The sequence below is a fragment of the Succinimonas amylolytica DSM 2873 genome, from assembly GCF_000378405.1.
GTDB classification, from domain to species: domain Bacteria; phylum Pseudomonadota; class Gammaproteobacteria; order Enterobacterales; family Succinivibrionaceae; genus Succinimonas; species Succinimonas amylolytica.
In genome coordinates this window covers 1,607,212-1,628,063 of record NZ_KB899636.1, presented here as the reverse complement: position 1 = coordinate 1,628,063, position 20,852 = coordinate 1,607,212, and the positions used below count along the sequence as shown (strand labels likewise).

Genomic DNA, 20,852 nt, shown 5'->3' with positions numbered 1-20,852 from the left:
AAATTCTCTTTAAAAATTTAAAGTTTAAACAAACACCAAAGGGGCCCCGGAGGCCCCTCTTAAAATCAGGTCATACCCTGAAGGCATCGCATTCGTTATTCAAGAGTACGCTTGACCTCAATATTCTCAAACACTTCGATCTGATCGCCTTCATGGACATCCTGGTAGTTCTTCACGCAGATACCGCATTCGTTGCCGCTCTTAACTTCGGTAACATCGTCCTTGAACCGCCGCAGGGAATCCAGTTCGCCGGTGAAGATAACCACGTTGTCGCGCAGAACGCGGATCGGAGCGGAGCGCTTGACTGTGCCTTCAGTAACCATACATCCGGCGATCTGGCCGAACTTCGGATGACGGAATACCTGACGCACCTCGGCCATACCGATGATCTGCTGCTTGATTTCGGAACCCAGCATACCGCTCAGGGCCTTCTTCACATCATCAATGAGATCGTAAATCACGCTGTAGTAGCGGACATCGATACTGTTGGAGTCTATGAAACGGCGGGCACTGGAATCAGCACGGACGTTGAAGCCGAGGATAATGGCATTGGAAGCCGCTGCCAGAGTGGCATCGGTTTCGGTAATGCCGCCAACGCCCTTGTAGACGATTGTAACCTTGACTTCATCGGTGCCCAGCTTGACCAGAGAATCGCTGATAGCCTCCACAGAACCCTGAACATCGGCCTTGAGCACGATATTAAGTTCATTCTGGGTTCCTTCCTTGAACATGTTCTCCAGCTTAAGCTTCTGCTCTCTGGCAATTTTCACATCACGGAACTTGCCCTGACGGTAGTTGGCAACTTCGCGCGCCTTCTTTTCATCGCGAACCACGGTGCACTGATCACCGGCCACCGGAACACCGGAAAGGCCCAGCACTTCCACCGGAATAGAAGGTCCGGCGCTCTTCACATTCTGACCGAGCTCGTTTCTGAGAGCTCTGACCTTGCCGTACTCCATGCCGCAGAGAACAATGTCTCCCACATTCAGAGTACCCTGCTTAACCAGCACGGAAGCAATAGGACCGCGGCCCTTGTCCAGACGGGATTCGATAACCACGCCGGTGGCCATACCGTCCTTGACAGCCTTGAGTTCCAGAACTTCAGCCTGCAGGGAAATGGCATCCAGAAGATCATCAATGCCGATACCGGTCTTGGCAGACACCTTCACAAACTGGATATCGCCGCCCAGCTCCTCGGGAACAATGCTGTAGTTAAGAAGCTCCTGGGTTACCCGATCCGGGTTGGCATCCGGCTTGTCAATCTTGTTGATGGCCACCACAATAGGCACATTGCCGGCCTTGGCATGCTGGATAGCCTCTACAGTCTGCGGCATGACGCCGTCATCCGCAGCCACCACCAGCACCACAATATCAGTTGCTGCAGCACCGCGGGCACGCATAGCAGTAAACGCTGCATGGCCCGGGGTATCAATAAAGGTGATAACGCCGCCCTTCTTGGTCTTTACATGATAGGCACCGATCTTCTGGGTAATGCCGCCGGCTTCTCCCGAAGCCACCTTGGACTTTCTGATATAGTCCAGGAGAGAGGTCTTGCCATGGTCTACGTGTCCCATGATGGTAACCACCGGAGGACGCGGCTCGGCATGGCTGGCCATATCGCGATCGGAAAGCACCTGCTCCTCCAGTTCGTTCTCCTTGCGAAGAATAACCTTATGCCCCATTTCCTCGGCTACTACCTGGGCGGTTTCCTGATCAATAACCTGGTTGATGGTCACCATATCACCCAGCTTCATGATCACCTTGATGACCTCGGCTGCCTTAACAGCCATCTTTTCAGCAAGCTCGGAAACAGTAATGGTTTCACCGATTTCCACATCTCTCACAATCTGCACTGCCGGCTTCTTAAAGCCGTGAGCCTTCTGATTGGCACGGGCAGCTCCCTTAAGCTGCTTTCTGCTGAACTTCTGAGCGTTGTGACGGGCGCTCCGGTCATCTTCCTCCTCGCGCTTTCCTGCCTTGTTCTGCTGGGTCTGGGTACTGCGCCTTCTGCCGCGTTTTTCCTCTTCGCGCTCCTGTTCCTCTTCGGCTTCCTTGACATAACGTGAGGTACCGTCATCGTCGTCATCCTGAGAATGCGCGCGGGCTTCCTCTTCTTCCTCCCAGCGCTTCTGGTTCTCCTCCAGAATTCTCATGGCCTCCTCGTTCTGACGCTTTACAGCCTCAGCATTACGGCGGGAGCTTTCCTCCTCCTGTGCCTTGCGGAGTTCCAGAGTTTCCTTTTCCTGCTCAAGACGTCTGGCCTTCTCCTCGGGAGATTCCTGAACCTTAGCCTCCAGAGATTTCTTCCGGGCCTCTTCAGTCTGCTTTTTGCGGGCTTCTGCACGGGCCTTCAGCTCAGCTTCGCGCTTTTCGGCTTCAGCCTTGGCACGCAGACGGTTTTCCTCTTCGAGACGCTTCTTCTCAGCTTCCTCGCGCTTTTTCCTTTCAATATCCTCGGGAGTGGGAACGGTAAAGGTACGCTTTTTCTTGACAATTATTTTGGTACCGTCATCATCCTGGTAGGAACGAATGCCACCCGTAGAGGAAGAATTGGCTCTGGCCCCGTTATTGCGGGTCAGCTTCCTCTGTAGTTTTCCGTTTTTGTTTTCTTCTGCCATATTAATAATTCACTTTAAAATCGTTACTTACAGAAAGACCTCTCATCATCCCTGCTTGCTGTCTCCGGGTGGCAGGAGGTCCGGTTCTGCCGGGAATCCGGCCTAATGCATATACTTCTGCTTAATTGCTGGCATCATCCTTAAACCAGGTCAGGTTGCGGGCTGCCATAATCAGATCGCCGGCTTCCTTTGCTGTTAGCTGCGGAACATCAGAAAGCTCGTCCACATCAAGCTCGGCCAATCCTTCAAGATCACTGATTTCCTTGGCTGCCAAAGCCCTGGCCAGGTTGAAGTCACTGCCGATAAGCTGGATAAGCTGTTCGTCCAGGGATTTGCCGGAAGGTGTAGCGATATTCTTAAGAGATTTTCTGGCAATATCCTGAAGCTCAGCCACAATAGCCTCATCAAGGCCTTCCACATTGGCCATGATTTCGTCAGGCTCAACATAGGCCACTTCCTCAATGCTGGTAAATCCGGCATCCACAAGCCCCTGAGCAAAGTCATCATCGATATTGAGCACGTCAATAAACATCTGCTTGATGGCATTGTGCTCATTCTCGTTCTTCTGCTCAACCTCTTTCAGGGTCATAACCTTGATGCGCATGTCCTTGCCGACTTCCTTGATAAGCCGCTGCGCCAGACGGACATTCTGACCGCTGGTACCAATGGCCAGCTTGTAGTTTTCGTCATCAACGCCCATGATAATGGTATTGCTGTCCATGTCCACAATAACCTGGGAAACAACGGCAGGCTCCATGGCATTTTTTACAAACTTGTTAAAATCATCATCGAAGGAGATGATGTCAACCTTCTCATGACTAAGCTCTTCGGAAACACTCTTGATACGGGAGCCCTTCATGCCTACACAGGCCCCCTTGGCGTCAATACGGCGATCCTTGGCCTTAACCGCCACCTTGGATCTGGATCCCGGATCCCGGACGCAGCTTACGATCTCCACCTGTCCCTCGGCGATTTCAGGAACCTCGATACTGAGAAGCTCCTTCAGAAAATCCACGGAGGTGCGGCTTAACTCCAGGAACTGAGAACCAGATCTGCTGGCATCATCGCGGATAGGAAGGAGAATCCCGCGGATATGATCACCGAAGGAGAAGCTGTCATGCTGCAGCATGTCCTTTCTCTGCAGCACCGCCTCGGCTCCGTTGCCCAGATCCACGAACACCTTTTCATGTCCGGCCTTCTTCACAGTGCCTGTAAGAACCTTGCCAACCTGGTTCTTGAACTGATCAATGACCTGCTGTCTCTCAGCCTCGCGCACCTGCTGCTGCAGCACCTGCTTTACAGTCTGGGCGGTAATGCGGTCGAAGATAATCTCCTTGTTGGTATTCTCGTCGATAACCAGCTCTTCCACGTAATCACCGGGACGAATTTCGGGATCATCTACTCTGGCAGCCTCCAGAGAGATTTCCTTGGAAGGATTTTCCAGAATGCCGTCCGGAGTATCCACCACCAGCCAGCGGCGCTTGATGACGACAGTTCCGCTCTTGCGGTTGATCTCGGCCTTCATGTCAGCTTCCACGTTGCATTTTTTCTTGCTGGCGGTAGCGAGAGCTATTTCCAAAGCCTGAAAAACCTTTTCCTCGTCGAGAGCTTTTTCGTTGGACAACCGCTCTACTATATCAAGTATTTCCTTAGCCATTTTCTGCCTCTTTATTTCCCCTAGACTAAAATTCAGGTACCAGCTGCGCCTTGGACACATTCGGATAGGCTATCTGATAAAGCTTTCCGTCCGTTTCGATTTCAAGGATATCGCCGTCAATTTTTGTAAGAACTCCCCGGAAGCGTCTTCTGTTCTCTACAGGAAGACTGAGCTCGAGAGAAACGGACTTGCCCTGATAGGCCTTTATCTGATCAAGATTGAACAGAAAGCGGTCAAGCCCCGGAGATGACACCTCCAGGTAATAGCTGTACTTGAAGATGTCAGCCACGTCGATAACGCCGTTAATCTGCCGAGATACCTCTTCACAGTCCCCGACGGTAACCCCGCCTTCCTTTTCGATAAAGATCTGTAAAACCGTTTTTTTGGGATTTCTGATAATGCGAATCCCCCAGAGCGCTATTCCAAGATCCGTGAGCACCGGCTCAACGAGCTCGGCAATCTTCTGTTCTATAGCTTTCAAAAAAATCTCCCGAAGTCCATATAAAAAAAGCTCCCGTCATCTTCTGACCGGAGCTTCCCAGATTCAGATTGTCAGCATTCCACGGAAGAAAACTTCCTGAAATGCTTTAGCTGATGTTAACACCAGTTATGTATATCGTCAAGCCATAGTATAAAAAAATAACACCTTCCGTCACTGCCATAACCGGCGCATTCCGGAGAAAACGTTATTTCTTCTGTTCTTTCAGGAGATCGCGGATCTCGGTAAGCAGCTTCACCTCATCCGAAGGTTCAGCCTGAGCCTCTTCGGCCTTCTCTTCCTTGATAATGGAACGCTTCAGATTATTGATAAGCTTCATGGAAATAAAAATTGCAAAGGCAATAATGGTGAAATCGACAATAGTCTGGATAAATGCGCCGTACCCCAGAACCACTGCTTCAGCGGTTTCAGTCTTTTCCTGCAGAGTAATGGCCAGATCCTTGAAATCCACATTACCCACAACCATACCCACCAGCGGCATGATGACATCGGAAACCAGGGAGGAAACGATCTTGCCAAAGGCAGTACCGATTACCACACCGATGGCCATGTCGAGAACATTTCCCTTCATGGCAAAATCCTTGAATTCCTTAAGGAATGAAATTCCCTTTTCAGCTACAGCCATTTTTAACCTCTTTGATTCAAGCAAGCTCAAAAAAACAGAACGCCGCCCCAATTTCCGGAAAAGCAGCTTCCGGAAAAACAGGATCCGGCAAACACCAAACCTCGGCTATTATACCACCATCAAAAAACGTGGCAGGGACATAAGACCGCCCCCAGAACATGAAAAATCCGCCCGGCAGGCCAGAAGCCAGATCTTAAACAACTACGCATGAAATGAATCGCCTATTTGGAATACTGATCATGATCACGCTGCATCCGGCCCAGCTGCCAGGAAAGATAGCTGGCCGTAAGGTGCTCGCGGTGAACATAGCTGTGCCTGGAGATAAATGAATCATAGATTTTGCTGTACAGGGTATAGGAGTTTTTCTGCCGCTGAAACTGTTTCCTATGGCACTTGCCTTTCTGGCAGAGACTGTCCAGCGACTGATAATAGGACATAAGCCCCTCGAAAATTCTCCGGTCATCCTCCTTCCGGCAGACAGAATCGGCGCATTTATGAAAGGCAGGGGGATATCTGGTATAGGCCACATCCTTTTTAAGAAGAAGCATCATCAGATTGGCGGCTCTGATTATTTTCCCTTCCAGCTTCACATATTCTGTGGCTTCCCGGGGATAGCTTTCTCCGAAAAACAGCCGGTTTGAGGATACATAGAATTCCCGGTAGGCCAGATCATAGGCACCTCCGGTCAGAGACAGATCCGTGATTTCGCTGTAATCATTCCCCTCGTCGGTCAGGGCATTTTCAATATAGGGGAGAATATAGGCCCCCATTACTGCGTTGTACTGGTCGATATCTCTTCTGGTCAGCTCGGATCGGGCCATCCTGTTGTAAACATCGATAATGGAATTCATAAGAGCGGTATATGAGGAGAAGTCGAACTTCGTGATATACGTCCGATCCCGGATACGGCTGGCAACAGTGAATTTCAGAGTATTGATAAAGGATATCTGATTGTTGATCATAAACCTGTTGAAAAACTCTCTGTCGCTACGCCCCTCCATTATTTTATTAAAAGCCTCGCTGCGCCGGATCCATGCCCGCTCCTGCTCCTTTACCTGTTCCTCGGAGCAGAAACCGGCCCGGCACAGTTCCCGAAGCTCGTTATATCTGTCGGCAAAGGCCAGATTCTGAATATCTCTGTCCCTGTCAAACTGAAATCCGGTGTCAGCCAGATGTCTGAGAAGAGTGCCGTCCCGGGGATTCAGAGTCAGAATTTCCAGAAAAAGAGATTCGAGAAGCTCCCGGCTGGTTTTATTGTCGGAATAGGTGTCGCTGACTGCCGCAGAAGCCAGAATTCCCTTCACCAGATTAGCCTGGGCCGTAAACTCCCTGATACCGGTCAGCAGGTATTCCTTTCGCCCGTCAGAAAGCTCCGGACCTACCAGCTTCAGCGCTTCCGGAATATAGGTTTCGGCAATTTCCGAAACCACCCGGCCATCATCGGCGGACTTGATAAGCTCCCCGTATGACGTAAGAAGAGCCCCCAGGCTGTCAAAGGTTCTGGCACTGACTTTCTGTTCCGGAATCCGTACTTCCGCCAGCTCATCCAGAACATTGTCAGGAATGGAGGAAAACTCCCTGATATCAGAGGGGGTCAGCAGATACATGTCCCTGCTGGGGGTCTCAAGCATCGCCAGCCGGATCTTTGGCGGCACATCCAATGCCCGGTACACCTCGTTCATATCAACGCTGAAGCCCTTCGAGCTGGTATTTTCCGCATCGTGAATAGCAATCCGGTGCACGCCAATTTTACTGGTGGCAAGAGCTCCCCGGGGCTGCCCAGCTGCCAGAAGCACAAAGCAGGCACTGTAGCAGGCGGCTTTCCCAGGTACAAAAGTGCCCAGATGACCGGAAATAATCATCTGAGCAAGTTCATAGGCTTCCATGACACTGCCGCCGTTACTGTCCAGAATCAGAAGTCCCGGTCTCCCGGGAACCCGGGTACGGTCCAGCAAAGCTCTGAACCTTTTGCCATCACCGTCGGTGATATCTCCGGAAAGGTAATAGATATCAAGTTCAGTAGCAGCATTCTCTCTGGTAATTTCTGCAGCGGAAACCGCATGGGAAACAGTAGCGCACATCAAGAGAAAAAAGAGTCTCTCTGCCATTTTGCCTGGCAATATTTTGTGAAACAGAGTCTGCACCCTCATAAAAAGATCCCCCGAATCCGGTTACTGGCATAAAACTTCAGGATTTTTCATAAGCCTCCCCGGAAAATCCGCTTCCGGAATGATGCGCACCGGCTTTTCCATCCCGGAGCTTTGAAAACAGCATTTCATTTTCTTCGCAGACTTCATGAGGCTGGCTATCCTGTCCGCAGATCAGATTCACGACCAGAAAAAAAAAACGATTACACCTTAACTGCACAGACCTGCCTGGATTGCCAGTCATTTCAGAAAATCACCTAAAGGCTGCTAGCCACAGACATCCTCCAAAAACTCCAGCTCAAAGCCCTTCATAACAATCACTGTCCGGTGCAGTGTCGTACTCTGCGCAAGAATCCGGGCCTTCGGATCCCTGGCATATTCCAGAAGCTGTCTTCCGGCAGCGCCGGTTTCTCTGTACTTATCAGAATTCCGGGCATGGAGTTCAGATACCCAAACTCGACAGGACTGCGGTTTATACCTGAAGCCTCATTTCGGGAACAGAAAAAACGCACTTTGAAATATGATACCGATTTCCTTTCCCGGAAACCACCAGAACGGTCACAGCTTACGGCTGAGAATATAATCAAAAGGCCTGCGCCTTCCAGAAAGCAGCGCATTCATAGCGGTACCAGAGCCTTCAAAAAATCGCACAGCCAAACCAGACCTCCGAAGGCGAGCCCGGGAAATCACGAAAATCAAAATTTGTGACTTTGTCTTCAAAATTTGCCACATTCCTCCGGCGATGGTGTATAATGCATAGCGTTCAATAACAGAAGGCAATCTGGGAATTGACAAGATGAACGGATACAGACTGCAATCAACAATTCATCATCACCACCATCATCACCCGAAATAATCTTTCAGGAGGATGAGTTCTGGAAGATTAAAGCTCTTCCAGCGAGTTGCCGTAGAGACGATTCTGAGGCCCTTGGAAGAGAAAAAGACTTCCAGGGGTTTTTTCATTTACGAGGACAGTAAATCATATGAGTGCTACCAAGAAATTTCGCATCGCCATGCAGAAGAAAGGCAGACTGAGCATCGACACCACCGATCTCTTCAAAAGCTGCGGTCTCAAGATAAACAGCCGGGAGGACCGTCTGATCTCTCATGTGGAGAATATGGATATCGACCTTCTGCGCGTTCGTGATGACGATATTCCGGGACTGGTAATGGATCACGTGGTTGACTGGGGCATCGTCGGCCAGGACGTGCTTGAGGAAATCGGCATGGAACGCCAGCAGGACGGTCTTCCCACCGACTACACTCTGGTACGCAAACTGGATTTCGGCGGCTGCCGGCTTTCCCTTGCCATTCCGGTGGAACAGGAATGGAAGGGAGTTGAAAGTCTGAACGGCCTGAAAATCGCCACCACCTATCCCAACCTCACCAAGCGCTATCTGGACAGTATGGGCGTCAGCTTCAAGGTTGTACACCTCACCGGATCCGTTGAAGTGGCTCCCCGTGCCGGTCTGGCCGATGCCATCTGCGATCTGGTAAGCTCCGGAGCTACTCTGGACGCCAACGGTCTCAAGGAAGTGCAGGTTGTTTACAGATCCCAGGCCGTCCTCATTCAGAGAAACCAGGAGCTCTTCCCTGAAAAGAAGCTTATCGCCGACACCCTGGTAAACCGCATTGACGGCATGATGCAGGCTCACGGCTCCAAGTACATCATGCTGCACGCTCCAAAGGACAAAGTTGAAGAAATCACCGCCCTGCTTCCGGGAGCCGAATCCCCCACACTCCTTACTCTGGAAGGCAACCCGAATCATGTGGCTATGCATGTGGTATCCACCGAAACCCTCTTCTGGGAAACCATGGAAAAGCTGAAGGCTCTGGGTGCCAGCTCCATTCTGGTGCTCCCTATTGAAAAGATGCTGAAATAATCAGGGAAGGTGCAGTTGTATGAAGATCGTTAACTGGTCAGAGCTTTCCGAACAGGAAAGAAAGGACGTTCTGGCCCGCCCCGCCACCTCCGACAACGGAGAAAAGGCCCGGCTGGTAGCCGACATTATTGCCAATATCAGAAACGGCGGAGACAGTGCCCTTCTGGAATACTCACGGAAGTTTGATCGCTTTTCCGGGGATCATCTGAAGCTCACCGATGCCGAAATTGACGCCGCTGCCGGGAGAGTGCCCGCACAGCTCAGGGACGCCCTCAGGATGTCATTTGACAACCTCTGGAAATTCCACGAGGCACAGAAGCCTGCCCCGGTTAAGGTGGAAACCCAGCCCGGAGTGGTCTGCGAGCTTCATACCCACGCCATCGATCCTGTAGGACTTTACGTTCCCGGAGGTTCAGCCCCCCTGGTTAGCACTGTTCTCATGCTGGGAGTTCCTGCCCGCATTGCCGGAGCCCAGAAGATAGTTCTCTGCTCCCCGCCTCCGGTTTCCGATGCCATTGTCTATGCGGCCGGTCTCTGCGGCATCCGCGACATCTATACTATCGGCGGAGCCCAGGCTATTGCCGCCATGGCCTACGGCACCGAGACCGTACCCAAGGTCAGCAAGATTTTCGGACCGGGCAACTCCTTTGTTACCGAGGCCAAGAAGCAGGTATCCGCTGACTTCCGCGGCGCGGCTATAGACATGCCGGCCGGGCCATCAGAGGTAATGGTGATTGCTGATGAAACCGCGGATCCGGCCTTCGCCGCCGCCGACCTGCTGTCCCAGGCCGAGCACGGACCGGATTCCCAGGTGGTGCTGCTTTCTACCAACCCCAACTACGGAAACGAAGTGCTGGCCGAGGTGGAAAAGCAGGTTAAGGCCCTCTCGCGGGAAAACATTGCCGAAAAGGCCCTGGAAAAGAGTATTGCCATTGTCTGCCGGGATCTGGACGAGGCCTGCGAAATCGCCTGCATCTACGCTCCGGAACACCTGATTATCGAAACCGCAGCTCCCCGGGAGCTCCTCCCGAAGATCCGGAATGCCGGATCCATCTTCATCGGAGCCTTTACCCCGGAATCGGCCGGTGACTACGCCAGCGGCACCAACCACACTCTGCCCACCTACGGCTATGCCAAAACCTATTCCTCTCTGGGACTCCAGGATTTTATCCGGAGATATACAGTGCAGGAGGCTACCCCCGCAGGACTGGCAATCATAGCACCGGCAATTTCTGAAATGGCCGATGCCGAAGGACTGACCGCTCACAAGAGAGCAGTAACCGTCAGAATGGAAGCCCTGGAAAAACAGCAGAACAGCTAAGGAGTTCCCGTCATGTCATCAGATGATATTTCTCTTCTTGCAACCAAAAGAGTTCGCGGACTGACTCCGTACCTGTCAGCCCGGCGCATCGGAGGCCAGGGACACACATTCCTCAATGCCAACGAAGCGCCCTCCGCCTCCGCCTTTCTTATGAGCTCCCAGAAGCTGAACCGCTATCCGGACTGTCAGCCGGCCGAGGTACTGGAGGCTTATGCCGCCTACGCCGGCGTCTCTCCTGAAAATGTTCTGGTATCCCGGGGCAGCGACGAAGTCATCGGTCTTCTTATCAGAACCTTCTGCGAACCTGACGAGGACAGCATCATCATCTGCCCTCCCACCTACGGCATGTACCGGGTGAGTGCCGACACCAACGGTGCCCGGGTACTGGAAATTCCGCCGCGGGAGGACTTCAGTCCGGACGCCGCCGCCATCGCCAAAGCCCTGGCCGCCCCGGAAAACCGCGTAAAGCTGGTATTTCTGTGTTCCCCGAACAACCCTACCGGCGACACCGTAAAGAGGGAGGATCTCCTGGAGATCCTGGAAGCCGCCAGAGGCCGGGCAATCGTCGTGGCTGATGAGGCCTACATTGAGTTCTGTCCGGAGGACACCTTCGCGGATCTGCTCCCGGCAAACCCGCACCTTGTCATCACCAGAACCCTGTCCAAGGCCTTCGGTCTTGCCGGAATCCGGTGCGGCTTTGCCCTGGGAAATCCCGAGGTGCTGAAACTCCTGCTCAAGGTCATCGATCCCTACCCGATATGCGATCCCGTGGCCCAGATTGCCGTACAGGCTCTCTCGAAAAACGGCATCGAAATTATGAAGGCCAGAGTTCGGGAGCTTAACGCCCGGAAGGAAAGCTTCATAAAAGAGGTTTCACAGCTCTCCCGCACCGAAGAGGTGTTCGGAACGAAGCCCAATTACGTGCTTTTCAGATTCCGGGACGGCGAGGAGGTCTTCAGAGAATTCGCCCGGCGCGGCGTCATTCTCCGTGACTTTAACGACAAGCCCCGGCTTCGGGACTGCATCCGCATCACCATCGGCAGCGAGCAGGAGATGCAGGAGGTGCTCAGGATCCTGAAGGAGCTGGATAAATAACCAATCAACCATTACAGAGGCGGGCCGGACTCGCCTTTTGAGTTTTACATATGCAGAAATACTTATTCATCGACCGTGACGGTACTCTCATTGACGAACCCAAGCCCAGCGAACAGGTGGACTCTTACGAACTCCTGAAGTTTGAACCCGGAGTAATTTCCGCCCTGAAGAGCCTTTCCGCCGCCGGCTTCCGGCTGGTAATCGTCACCAATCAGGACGGTCTCGGAACTGACAGCCTCCCCGAGGAAAGCTTCCGGGGCCCCAATAATCTCATGCTGAGCATTTTTGAAAGCGAAGGCATTACCTTTGACGAGGTACTTATCTGCCCCCACTTTCCTCATGAAAACTGCTCCTGCCGGAAACCCAAAACCGGTCTCGTAACGGAATACCTGAAGCCGGGCGTCATGGATCCGGAGAACAGCTATTTTATCGGAGACCGGGAAAGCGATGCCGCCATGGGAAAAAACATGGGCATAAACAGTATCCGCTATGACCGGAGCTCCCATAACTGGCAGAAAATCGCCGAGGAGATCCTGACAAAGCCCCGCACCGCCACCGTGGTAAGAAACACCAGAGAAACCAGAATTTCTGTATTTGTGGATCTGGATCATCCGGGACACAGCGAAATCTCCACCGGCATCGGCTTCTTTGATCACATGCTGGATCAGATCGCCACTCACGGAAACTTCACCCTGAAGCTTCATTGCGACGGGGATCTTAACGTTGATGAGCATCATTCGGTGGAGGATACCGGCATTGCTCTTGGAGAGGCCCTGAAAAAAGCCCTGGGCGACAAGCGCGGCATCGGACGCTTCGGTTTCGTGCTGGCCATGGACGAGGTAGCCTCCAAAATTGAGGGACTTCCTGATGACTCCATCACCAATCACGAGGTCACCTGCGCACTGGATATCTCGGGACGGCCCTACGCAGTATTTTCCTGCAATGCCGATTTCCAGAGAGAGGTCGTGGGCGGACTTCCCACTGAAATGGTGCCCCATTTTTTCCACAGTCTCGCCTGCGCCATGGGGCTTACCCTGCACCTTTCGGTAACCAAAGGCAATACCCATCATCAGGTAGAGGCGCTGTTCAAGGGCTTCGGAAGAGCTCTCAGGACAGCTCTCCGCAGGGAAGGACACGATCTGCCGTCCACCAAGGGAGTACTTTAAATGCAGAATCAGAAAATTACCGTAATTGATACCGGCAGCGCTAATCTTACCTCCGTGGTTATTGCACTCCGGCACCTGGGAGCGGATCCCGTAATTTCCACTGATGAAAAGACCATCAGAGAATCGGCCAGACTGATCCTCCCCGGAGTGGGGACGGCCAGCGCTGCCATGAAGCTTCTTGAGGAAAGACAGCTTCCGGAGCTTATCAGATCTCTCACCCAGCCGGTGCTGGGAATCTGTCTCGGCATGCAGATGCTGGGAATTGAATCGCAGGAAAACATGACCGGAGACTCCGGAGAGACTGTGCCGGTATCCTGTCTCGGACTGGTAAACGGCCGGGTCGGACTCATGAAGACCGGAGATCTCCCCCTCCCCCACATGGGCTGGGATCAGGTTTCCTGTGTCCGGGAATCTCCGCTTTTTAAGGACATTCCCGACAATTCGTATTTCTATTTCGTGCATTCCTATGCCATGAACGTCTGTGCGGACACTCTGGCGGTCACGGAGTACGGCGAAAAATTCACGGCCGTGGTGCAGAAGGACAATTTCTTCGGAACCCAGTTCCATCCGGAAAAGTCCGGTAAGATTGGCGCCCGGCTCTTGAACAATTTTTTAAACCTTTAGGAGAGAGACTTCATGATTATCCCGGCAATTGATCTTATAGGCGGCAAGGTAGTCCGTCTGTTTCAGGGAGATTATGCACAGAAAACCGAGTACAGCGCCAGTCCGCAGGATCGTTTTGATCTGTATGTCAGCGAGGGAGCCCGGTATCTCCATCTGGTTGACCTGGACGGCGCCCGGGATCCCGCCGCAAGACAGCTGGAAACCATTGCCTCCCTCATTAAAAACACTCCGGTTCCTGTGGAAATCGGGGGCGGCATCCGCAGCAGAAAGGATGTGGAGGATCTTCTGAATATCGGAGCGGATCGTGTGGTAATCGGATCCTGCGCTGTAAAGAACCCCACTGAGGTAAAGGAATGGTTCCGGGACTACGGAGCCTCTCATATCGTACTGGCTCTGGACATCAACATTGATCCCGTCTCCGGCAAAAGATTCATTGCTGTAAAGGGCTGGCAGGAGAACAGCGGCGTTACCATCGAGGATCTTATTGCCGATTACCGGGAGGCCGGACTCCGTTATGTGCTCTGCACCGATATCAGCAAGGACGGCACTCTCAAGGGAACCAACGTGGCACTTTACACAGATCTCCATCGGGAGTTCCCGGACATCTCCTTTATCGCCTCCGGCGGTATCGGATCCCTGGATGATGTCAGAAACACCGCTCAAAGCGGCGCCTTCGGCGTGGTACTGGGAAGAGCTCTTTTGGAAGGAAAATTCACTGTCAAGGAGGCCCTGGAATGCTGGCCAAACGCATAATACCGTGTCTTGATGTTAAAAACGGAGTGGTTGTCAAGGGCGTGCAGTTCCGCAACCACGAGGTAATGGGAGACATCGTGGATCTGGCAAGACGCTATGCCGAGGAAGGTGCTGACGAGCTGGTATTCTATGATATCACCGCCTCCTCCGACTCCCGGGTAGTGGATAAAAGCTGGGTCAGAAGAGTGGCTGAAGTCATTGACATTCCCTTCTGCGTGGCCGGAGGGATCAAAAGCGTGGAGGATGCCCGCCGTATCCTGGAGTTCGGAGCTGACAAGATTTCGATAAACTCCCCGGCACTGGCAGATCCGGATCTTATCACCCGGCTGGCCGACAAGTTCGGAGTGCAGTGCGTGGTGTGCGGCATTGATTCCTACTATGACCGGGAAACCGGAAAATACTGGGTCAAGCAGTATACCGGAGATGAATCCCGCACTCTCGTGACCAAATGGACCACCCCGGAATGGGTTACCGAGGTTCAGAAAAGAGGCGCCGGGGAAATCGTGCTGAACATGATGAATCAGGACGGCATGAGAAACGGCTATGATCTGGAACAGCTCAGGCTGATCCGCTCCCTCTGCCGGGTTCCGCTTATAGCCTCGGGCGGAGCCGGAGCCATGGAACACTTCCGTGACGGCTTCAAAATTGCCAATACGGACGGCTGTCTTGCTGCTTCGGTGTTCCACAAGGGCCTCATTCATATCCCGGATCTCCGGGAATACCTCAGAAAAGAAGGAGTAACCGTCCGTGACTGACAAGTATAATCTTAACTTCGACATTGACTCTCTGGACTGGGAAAAGTGCCAGGGAATGATTCCGGTTATTGTACAGAACTACCGCTCCGGACTGGTACTTATGCAGGGCTTTATGAACCGGGAAGCCCTGAAAAAGACCATCGCGCTCGGAAAGGTAACCTTCTGGAGCCGCACCAAAAAACGCCTCTGGACCAAAGGCGAGGAATCCCGGCACTACCTGAATCTGAAGGCCATCACCACGGACTGCGATTCCGACTGCCTGCTGATTGCAGCGGATCCCGTAGGACCCACCTGCCATCTGGGAAATGCCAGCTGCTTTGACGGGCATCTTCCTTTGGATGCGGCCAATATCTCGCTTTACGACGCACTGCGGGATCCCGAAACTCCGCTTCCGGATGCTGTTGCTGCCTTTGAAGCTGCGGCCACTCCGGAAAACGGCGCTCTGCTCCTCAAGGCGGTAATGGGAGCCCTGCAGCGAAAGGGAATCCGGCTGAGAGACATTGACGGCATGTTCCGGCAGTAAGAAACCGCCCTCTCATACTGTTCAGGTTTTAAAAGAGAAGAATCCCCGGAAAAAGCCGCAGTCATTACGGCCAAATCCGGGGATTGTTTTTGAAAGGCGGGACGTGAACGGCAAGTGCTGCCGCTCCCGGCATTCAGACCTCTGTCCGGCGCCCCGCAGGAGAAAAACGCGGGCTTCAGCCTCCCAGCCACAATGCCGGTCTTACCAGTACCCCGGCAGCACCAGCCCGGTAGCCGTACGAGTCAAGCTCCCCCAGAGAATTCACTCTGGCCATGCTGCCGGGAAAAGCTCCGGGGGTGCGCAGCCACCAGGTCCCGTAACAGCTGCTGTTTTCCGCATTTTCCGAAAGCCATGAAGCCCGGGGGCATTTTCGATCCAGTTCTCCGCCAAACCACATGAGAACCATCGCGGAGCTGAGACAGAAAACCCGATCCCGCAGCACCGGTGATGTTCCGCCCAGCGGTTTTTCGAGAATGCGGAGCTTTTCTGCGTCAGAAAAAGTTTCGTTATAGAAATCAGTATTCAGCCAGGCCCGGAGCGAGGAGTTCTCCCAGGTTAAATCATTTCTGTCTGTATCATCTAAAGGACGAAAGGCCACTCCGACGGCACTGACCACCAGGGTTTCCCCGCTGTCTGACCAGAGAGCAGTCCAGGAAAGAGGCTCTCCCCCGGGATTTCCTTTCCAGCGATACCGTCCCAGAGTAACTGTGCTTCCGCGGGCCACTCCGCCGCCGCCCCATGCTTCATCTGAAAATCCCATACCGGAACTCCTGTCTCAAATGGCCCCGTCCTGAATCTCCGGCCTCCCGGGGTCAAAACTACTGCGGCTGTTCCACTCCGGAACCGTTATCCTGACAGCTTTCTGAAACCCCAAGCTCGCAGGCCCGGCGATAATAGTCCGCAGCATTGCGGCCTTCCGGAGAATTCGCTTTTCCGTCCGCATAAAAGCCGGCCAGAATAAAGCAGGCTCCGCCGTCATCCAAACTGCAGGCCTTATCGTAGGCTCCCGCCGCATTTCCGTAATCCTCCCGGGTGGCATAGTAGCCGCCGATATTGGCACAGCCCAGAGCTACCCCGGCGTTGCAGGCCAGATCGTAATACCCCAGTGCCTTCTCGAAATCCTGCGGCATTCCCTTGCCGTCATAATAGAGCGCTCCCAGATTGACACAGCCGCGGTAGTCCCCCAGGCTGCAGGCCCGGTCGTACAGATCCCCGGCTTTCCGGAAAAAATACGCCTCGGAATTGCCGATACCGGAAAACATCAGCCCCAGGCTGAAACAGCCGTCCCCCGCATTCAGACTGCAGGCCCGGTCATAAAATGCGGCAGCCTTCCAGCTATCCCGGTCTGTTCCGAGACCGTTATAATTGAGATAGCCCAAAAAAGCACAGGACTTGCCGGAGCCGTAGCTGCAGCCCTTATCGGCATACAGCACCGCCTGACGGAGATCCTTCTTTCCACCGCTGCCGTTTTCAAAAAGAACGGCCAGACTGGCGCAGCTGTCTCCCCGGCCGTAATTGCAGGACAGCCGGTAATATTTCCGGGCCTTCTTATAATCCTGATCCCGGCCCTGACCGTTTTCAAAAACAAGTGCCAGTCCGGCACAGCCCAAACTGCTCTTCATTTCGCAGGCTTTTTCGAAAAGCTCCGCGGCCTTCCGGGGATCCTGAATCCCCCCATGCCCGTTACTGTACGCAATCCCCAGGTTGGCACAGCCGTCTCCGTCACTAAGAGAACAGGATTTTTCCAGATATTTCCGGGCTGTGGCATAATCCTGATCCGTCCCCAGCCCCTGAATGTGGAGCAGTGCCAGACTGGAACACCCCGAACCGTCATTGAATTCGCAGGCCTTCTGATAAAAAGACCGGGCTACGGCATAGTCCTGAGGAATCCCGCTACCGGATTCATAAATAGATCCCAGACTGGCGCAGGAGTCCCCGTTTCCGAGATTGCAGCCCTTTTCAAAAAAGCTGCGGGCCCTGGTATAATCCTGCGGAACCCCGAGCCCGTCTCCATGAATGGCTCCCATATTGAAACAGGCTGCTCCGGTACCGTTCTCGCAATCAGTAAGACAGGCCCGGACGGCATTCTGATAATCCCCTTCCTGAACGGATTTCTGACAGTCCGTCAAGGGGGACTCTGCCGCCGCAGCCGTTCCTGCCGCCAGAAACCCCAGAGCTACTATTAAATACCGGTATTTCATGACATTGCCTCTCCACTCGCGCCCCTTTCCACTGGCTGCCAGATCTGTCCGCCGCACAGGGGAGCTCCTCATTTTCTCCGGCGTAGGACGCTGCCTACTGACGGTCCAAAAAAGCCTGGGCATCCTTAAAAAACGCATCCAGCATATCGGAACGCTCCTGCCTGGTCATGAGACTGCCGTTCTCCTTCCAGTCCAGATCCTCCGCCGGAAGCTCCTTCAGGAATCTGCTGGGTTCCGGGCATACCCGATCCCGCTGATCCCGGCTTTTCCGTTCCTGACAGAGCATAAAGGTCAGCTCCTGCCGGGCCCGGGTCATGCCCACATAGGCCAGACGCCGCTCCTCCTCTACATTTCCGGTCTCCACGGCGGATTTGTGGGGAAGCAGCCCCTCCTCCATTCCAATCATGTAGACAAAGGGAAATTCCAGTCCTTTGGAGGAATGCAGCGTCATAAGCTGCACCTCATCAAGTTCAAAGTCCTGCTCCTCACGGTCCAGAAGCTCCCGGAGCGCCATGCGGGTTACCGCCTCCTCGAAGGACAGTGGACCGTCGTCACTGTCAGGTCCGCCGCTCATGGACCGTTCCACCCAGTCTACCAGGGTCATTACATTGTCAATGCGAAATTCCGCACTCTTTTCGCTTCCGGAATCAGTACGCAGCCAGTCGGTATATCCCAGAGTATCCGGAAGAGCGCGGAGGATCTCATGGGCATGACTTCCGGAAAGATCCTTCCGGAGTTTCATGACCAGCTCCGCAAAGCCCATGAACTTGCCAGCCTCCCGGGCGGGAATATTCTCCCGAAGCCGGGGATCCATACACGCCTGCATAAGGGAAATACTGCAGCTCTCCGCAAACTTCCCGATATGCTCCAGGGCTACAGCGCCAATCTCCCGCCTGGGGGTGTTGATAATCCTCAGAAAGGCCCGGTTATCATCGTCGTTTACCAGTACCCGGAGATAGCACATAAAATCCTTGATCTCAGAAAGCGCAAAAAAGCTGGTGCCGCCGATGACCCGGTAGGGAATATTGCTTTCGGCCAGCGCCTTCTGAATCTCCCGGGACTGATAATTGCCCCGGTAGAGCACGGCATAGTCCTGAAACCGTGTCCGGTAGCGGTAATGATGCCCCAGAAGATCCGTAACCAGCTTTTTGCCCTCCTGATCCGCCTTCGGGATCTCGATAACCCGGATAGGCTTTCCGAACTCCAGTCCCGAATGAAGCTTCTTGATATATTCATGGGGATTGTGAGCGATAAGAGCGTTGGCACATTTCAGGATCCGGCCGCAGGAACGGTAGTTCTCCTCCAGCATAATCACCCGGAGATTGGGAAAATCCTTCCGGAGTCTGGGAATGTTCTCCGGCTGGGCCCCCCGCCAGGAATAAATAGACTGGTCGTCGTCCCCCACTACCGTGAAGCGCTGGTTCTCGGATACCAGAAGGCGGATAAGCTCGTACTGACTCTGATTGGTGTCCTGGTATTCATCCACCAGAAGATAGCGGATGCGGCTTCTCCAGCGGGTCAGCACATCCTGATTGCTCCGGAACAGCCTGACAGTTCTGTAGATAAGGTCGTCAAAATCTATGGCGTTGCAGGAATTCATCATATGCTGGTATTCGCTGTAGATGAGTCCGGCGATCTGGCTTTCGGGATCCCGATCCTCCAGAATTTCCTCCGGGGAGCGGAGATCGTTCTTGAAACGGGACACGGCACCGAGCCAGTAAATGCACTTGTTTTTAAGCTCGTCCTTGGAGAGATCCCCCTGGGCTTTTTCAATAATCTCCTTCATGACGCTCATGGAGTCGTATTCGTCAAACAGGGAAAAGTTTGGCGAAATCCCCAGAGAATAGTACTCATGACGGATAATCTCCAGTCCCAGAGAATGGAAGGTAGAGACCCGGAGGCCTTTGATTACGTCAGGAGAAAGCGCGGCGGAAATTCGCTCCTTCATTTCCTTGGCCGCCTTGTTGGTAAAGGTTACGGCGCAGATATTTCTTGCGGAATAGGAGCACTCCGAGATGAGATGGACGATCTTCTGGGTAATAACCCGGGTTTTTCCGGAACCGGCTCCGGCCAGCACCAGACAAGGACCTCCGATATAGTTCACAGCCTCCAGCTGCGCGGCATTCAGTTTCATGTCAGAACTCGGAGTTTTTGCCGGATCTGATGGTCATGCTCGATGTCGCCATCCGGAAAAAGGCTTCTCTGGTGAGAATGCAGCTCAGGTACATAGTACGCATGGCCAGCAGAAACAGCAGCGTGAAGGAGAGCGCTACCAGAATGCTCTTTAAAGAAGACAGCGAAGAAAAGCCGTTCCTGATAATAAAGTTTCCGAAATAGGCAGTGCCGGATACCGCCAGCAGCATAATCATAAAATGAAAGATTCTGGTTTTGAGAAAGCGGATTCTGAAAGTCTCCAGAAACTTCAGCCGGACCTCCCGGAGTGCCGCGGACCTTTCCGGATTGCCATCAGCTCCGGTACCGTCACCAGCCTCATCCGGAGGGGACAGCAGTGAGGAGATGACCACATTCTGCACAAAGTATTCCCGATCCTGAAGAAAGTCCTTTATGGAAACAATGGTTCTGGTTGCGGTAAGCACCAGGACAAACCAGAAAAGCATGGCAGCGGGAAAAGTCATTTCCTCGTCGGAGAATGACGGAAGTATTACCGTAGTCATGAGCAGTACCGCAGAAATCACTGCCGTCCTGATGGCTGCAGCACGGTGAGCACCAGCCATTCTGTCCAGCTCGGACTCGGGGACATTAACCCGGAACTCAAATCTCATACCGTCGGGGCTGCCAGGATTCGCGGGATTTTCAGGATTGCCGGAATCAAAGCCCAAACTCTCTTCGTTATCAGCGCTGATATTATTATTGTTGCTATCCCGCTCATCTTGGTCGTGCCGGTTTTCTTCTGACATTGATTTCCTCTTGCTAATCCGTGGCGGCTGCCCGTGTCCTTAGCAGCCTGGTCACTATAAAACAGGG

17 protein-coding genes and 1 other annotated feature are annotated in these 20,852 nt (G+C 53.3%); of the genes, 8 read left to right on the top strand and 9 right to left on the bottom strand.

Annotated features, from left to right (window positions below; genetic code table 11):
• Positions 1-95: 95 nt before the first annotated feature.
• The 5 genes from infB to F557_RS21130 form a co-directional block, all read right to left on the bottom strand.
• Positions 96-2,618: a translation initiation factor IF-2 gene (gene infB, locus F557_RS0107275; protein ID WP_019001582.1), complete on the bottom strand. Its 2,523-nt coding sequence runs from the start codon at positions 2,616-2,618 to the stop codon at positions 96-98.
• Positions 2,619-2,739: 121 nt separating this feature from the next.
• On the bottom strand, positions 2,740-4,275 hold the full coding sequence (gene nusA / locus F557_RS0107270; protein ID WP_019001581.1) for a transcription termination factor NusA: 1,536 nt from the start codon (positions 4,273-4,275) through the stop codon (positions 2,740-2,742).
• 25 nt (positions 4,276-4,300) lie between these two features.
• Positions 4,301-4,756: a ribosome maturation factor RimP gene (gene rimP / locus F557_RS0107265; protein ID WP_019001580.1), complete on the bottom strand. Its 456-nt coding sequence runs from the start codon at positions 4,754-4,756 to the stop codon at positions 4,301-4,303.
• A 205-nt stretch (positions 4,757-4,961) separates the two neighbouring features.
• Positions 4,962-5,378: a large-conductance mechanosensitive channel protein MscL gene (gene mscL / locus F557_RS0107260; protein WP_026297804.1), complete on the bottom strand. Its 417-nt coding sequence runs from the start codon at positions 5,376-5,378 to the stop codon at positions 4,962-4,964.
• Positions 5,379-5,620: 242 nt separating this feature from the next.
• On the bottom strand, positions 5,621-7,507 hold the full coding sequence (locus F557_RS21130; RefSeq protein ID WP_169335175.1) for a COG3904 family protein: 1,887 nt from the start codon (positions 7,505-7,507) through the stop codon (positions 5,621-5,623).
• Between the two features lie 870 nt (positions 7,508-8,377).
• Positions 8,378-8,509, top strand: a sequence feature (His leader region).
• A gap of 20 nt (positions 8,510-8,529) precedes the next feature.
• Here F557_RS21130 and hisG point away from each other — a divergent pair.
• From hisG to F557_RS0107200, 8 genes are read left to right on the top strand one after another with little or no spacing between them, the layout of a single operon-like run.
• Positions 8,530-9,429, top strand: a complete 900-nt coding sequence (gene hisG, locus F557_RS0107235) for an ATP phosphoribosyltransferase (protein ID WP_019001574.1) — start codon at positions 8,530-8,532, stop codon at positions 9,427-9,429.
• A 19-nt stretch (positions 9,430-9,448) separates the two neighbouring features.
• Positions 9,449-10,750, top strand: a complete 1,302-nt coding sequence (gene hisD, locus F557_RS0107230) for a histidinol dehydrogenase (RefSeq protein WP_019001573.1) — start codon at positions 9,449-9,451, stop codon at positions 10,748-10,750.
• A 12-nt stretch (positions 10,751-10,762) separates the two neighbouring features.
• Positions 10,763-11,845, top strand: coding sequence for a histidinol-phosphate transaminase (gene hisC / locus F557_RS0107225; RefSeq protein WP_019001572.1), 1,083 nt, complete (start codon positions 10,763-10,765; stop codon positions 11,843-11,845).
• 50 nt (positions 11,846-11,895) lie between these two features.
• A complete protein-coding gene (gene hisB, locus F557_RS22650; RefSeq protein WP_019001571.1) occupies positions 11,896-13,011 on the top strand; it encodes a bifunctional histidinol-phosphatase/imidazoleglycerol-phosphate dehydratase HisB in 1,116 nt (371 codons plus the stop codon).
• A complete protein-coding gene (hisH, locus tag F557_RS22645; RefSeq protein WP_019001570.1) occupies positions 13,012-13,635 on the top strand; it encodes an imidazole glycerol phosphate synthase subunit HisH in 624 nt (207 codons plus the stop codon).
• Between the two features lie 12 nt (positions 13,636-13,647).
• Positions 13,648-14,388 (top strand): 1-(5-phosphoribosyl)-5-[(5-phosphoribosylamino)methylideneamino]imidazole-4-carboxamide isomerase, encoded by a 741-nt coding sequence (gene hisA / locus F557_RS0107210; protein ID WP_019001569.1) that lies wholly within the window; start codon positions 13,648-13,650, stop codon positions 14,386-14,388.
• The gene (hisF, locus tag F557_RS0107205; RefSeq protein ID WP_019001568.1) at positions 14,370-15,143 is read left to right on the top strand and encodes an imidazole glycerol phosphate synthase subunit HisF; all 774 of its coding nucleotides are present in this window, start codon (positions 14,370-14,372) and stop codon (positions 15,141-15,143) included. Before hisA ends, hisF begins: the two co-directional genes overlap by 19 nt.
• 55 nt (positions 15,144-15,198) lie before the next feature.
• The gene (locus F557_RS0107200; RefSeq protein WP_084761592.1) at positions 15,199-15,666 is read left to right on the top strand and encodes a phosphoribosyl-AMP cyclohydrolase; all 468 of its coding nucleotides are present in this window, start codon (positions 15,199-15,201) and stop codon (positions 15,664-15,666) included.
• 175 nt (positions 15,667-15,841) lie between these two features.
• Here the strand turns inward: F557_RS0107200 and F557_RS0107195 are convergent, their stop codons facing one another.
• Genes F557_RS0107195 through F557_RS0107180 form a run of 4 tightly spaced genes read right to left on the bottom strand, consistent with a single transcriptional unit; the run spans position 15,842 to position 20,785 of the window.
• A complete protein-coding gene (locus tag F557_RS0107195) occupies positions 15,842-16,426 on the bottom strand; it encodes a DUF6273 domain-containing protein (protein ID WP_019001566.1) in 585 nt (194 codons plus the stop codon).
• 58 nt (positions 16,427-16,484) lie between these two features.
• Positions 16,485-17,924, bottom strand: a complete 1,440-nt coding sequence (locus tag F557_RS22210) for a tetratricopeptide repeat protein (RefSeq protein ID WP_169335174.1) — start codon at positions 17,922-17,924, stop codon at positions 16,485-16,487.
• Between the two features lie 37 nt (positions 17,925-17,961).
• On the bottom strand, positions 17,962-20,001 hold the full coding sequence (locus F557_RS0107185) for a UvrD-helicase domain-containing protein (RefSeq protein ID WP_019001564.1): 2,040 nt from the start codon (positions 19,999-20,001) through the stop codon (positions 17,962-17,964).
• Position 20,002: 1 nt separating this feature from the next.
• Positions 20,003-20,785 (bottom strand): hypothetical protein, encoded by a 783-nt coding sequence (locus tag F557_RS0107180; RefSeq protein ID WP_019001563.1) that lies wholly within the window; start codon positions 20,783-20,785, stop codon positions 20,003-20,005.
• Positions 20,786-20,852 lie beyond the last annotated feature (67 nt).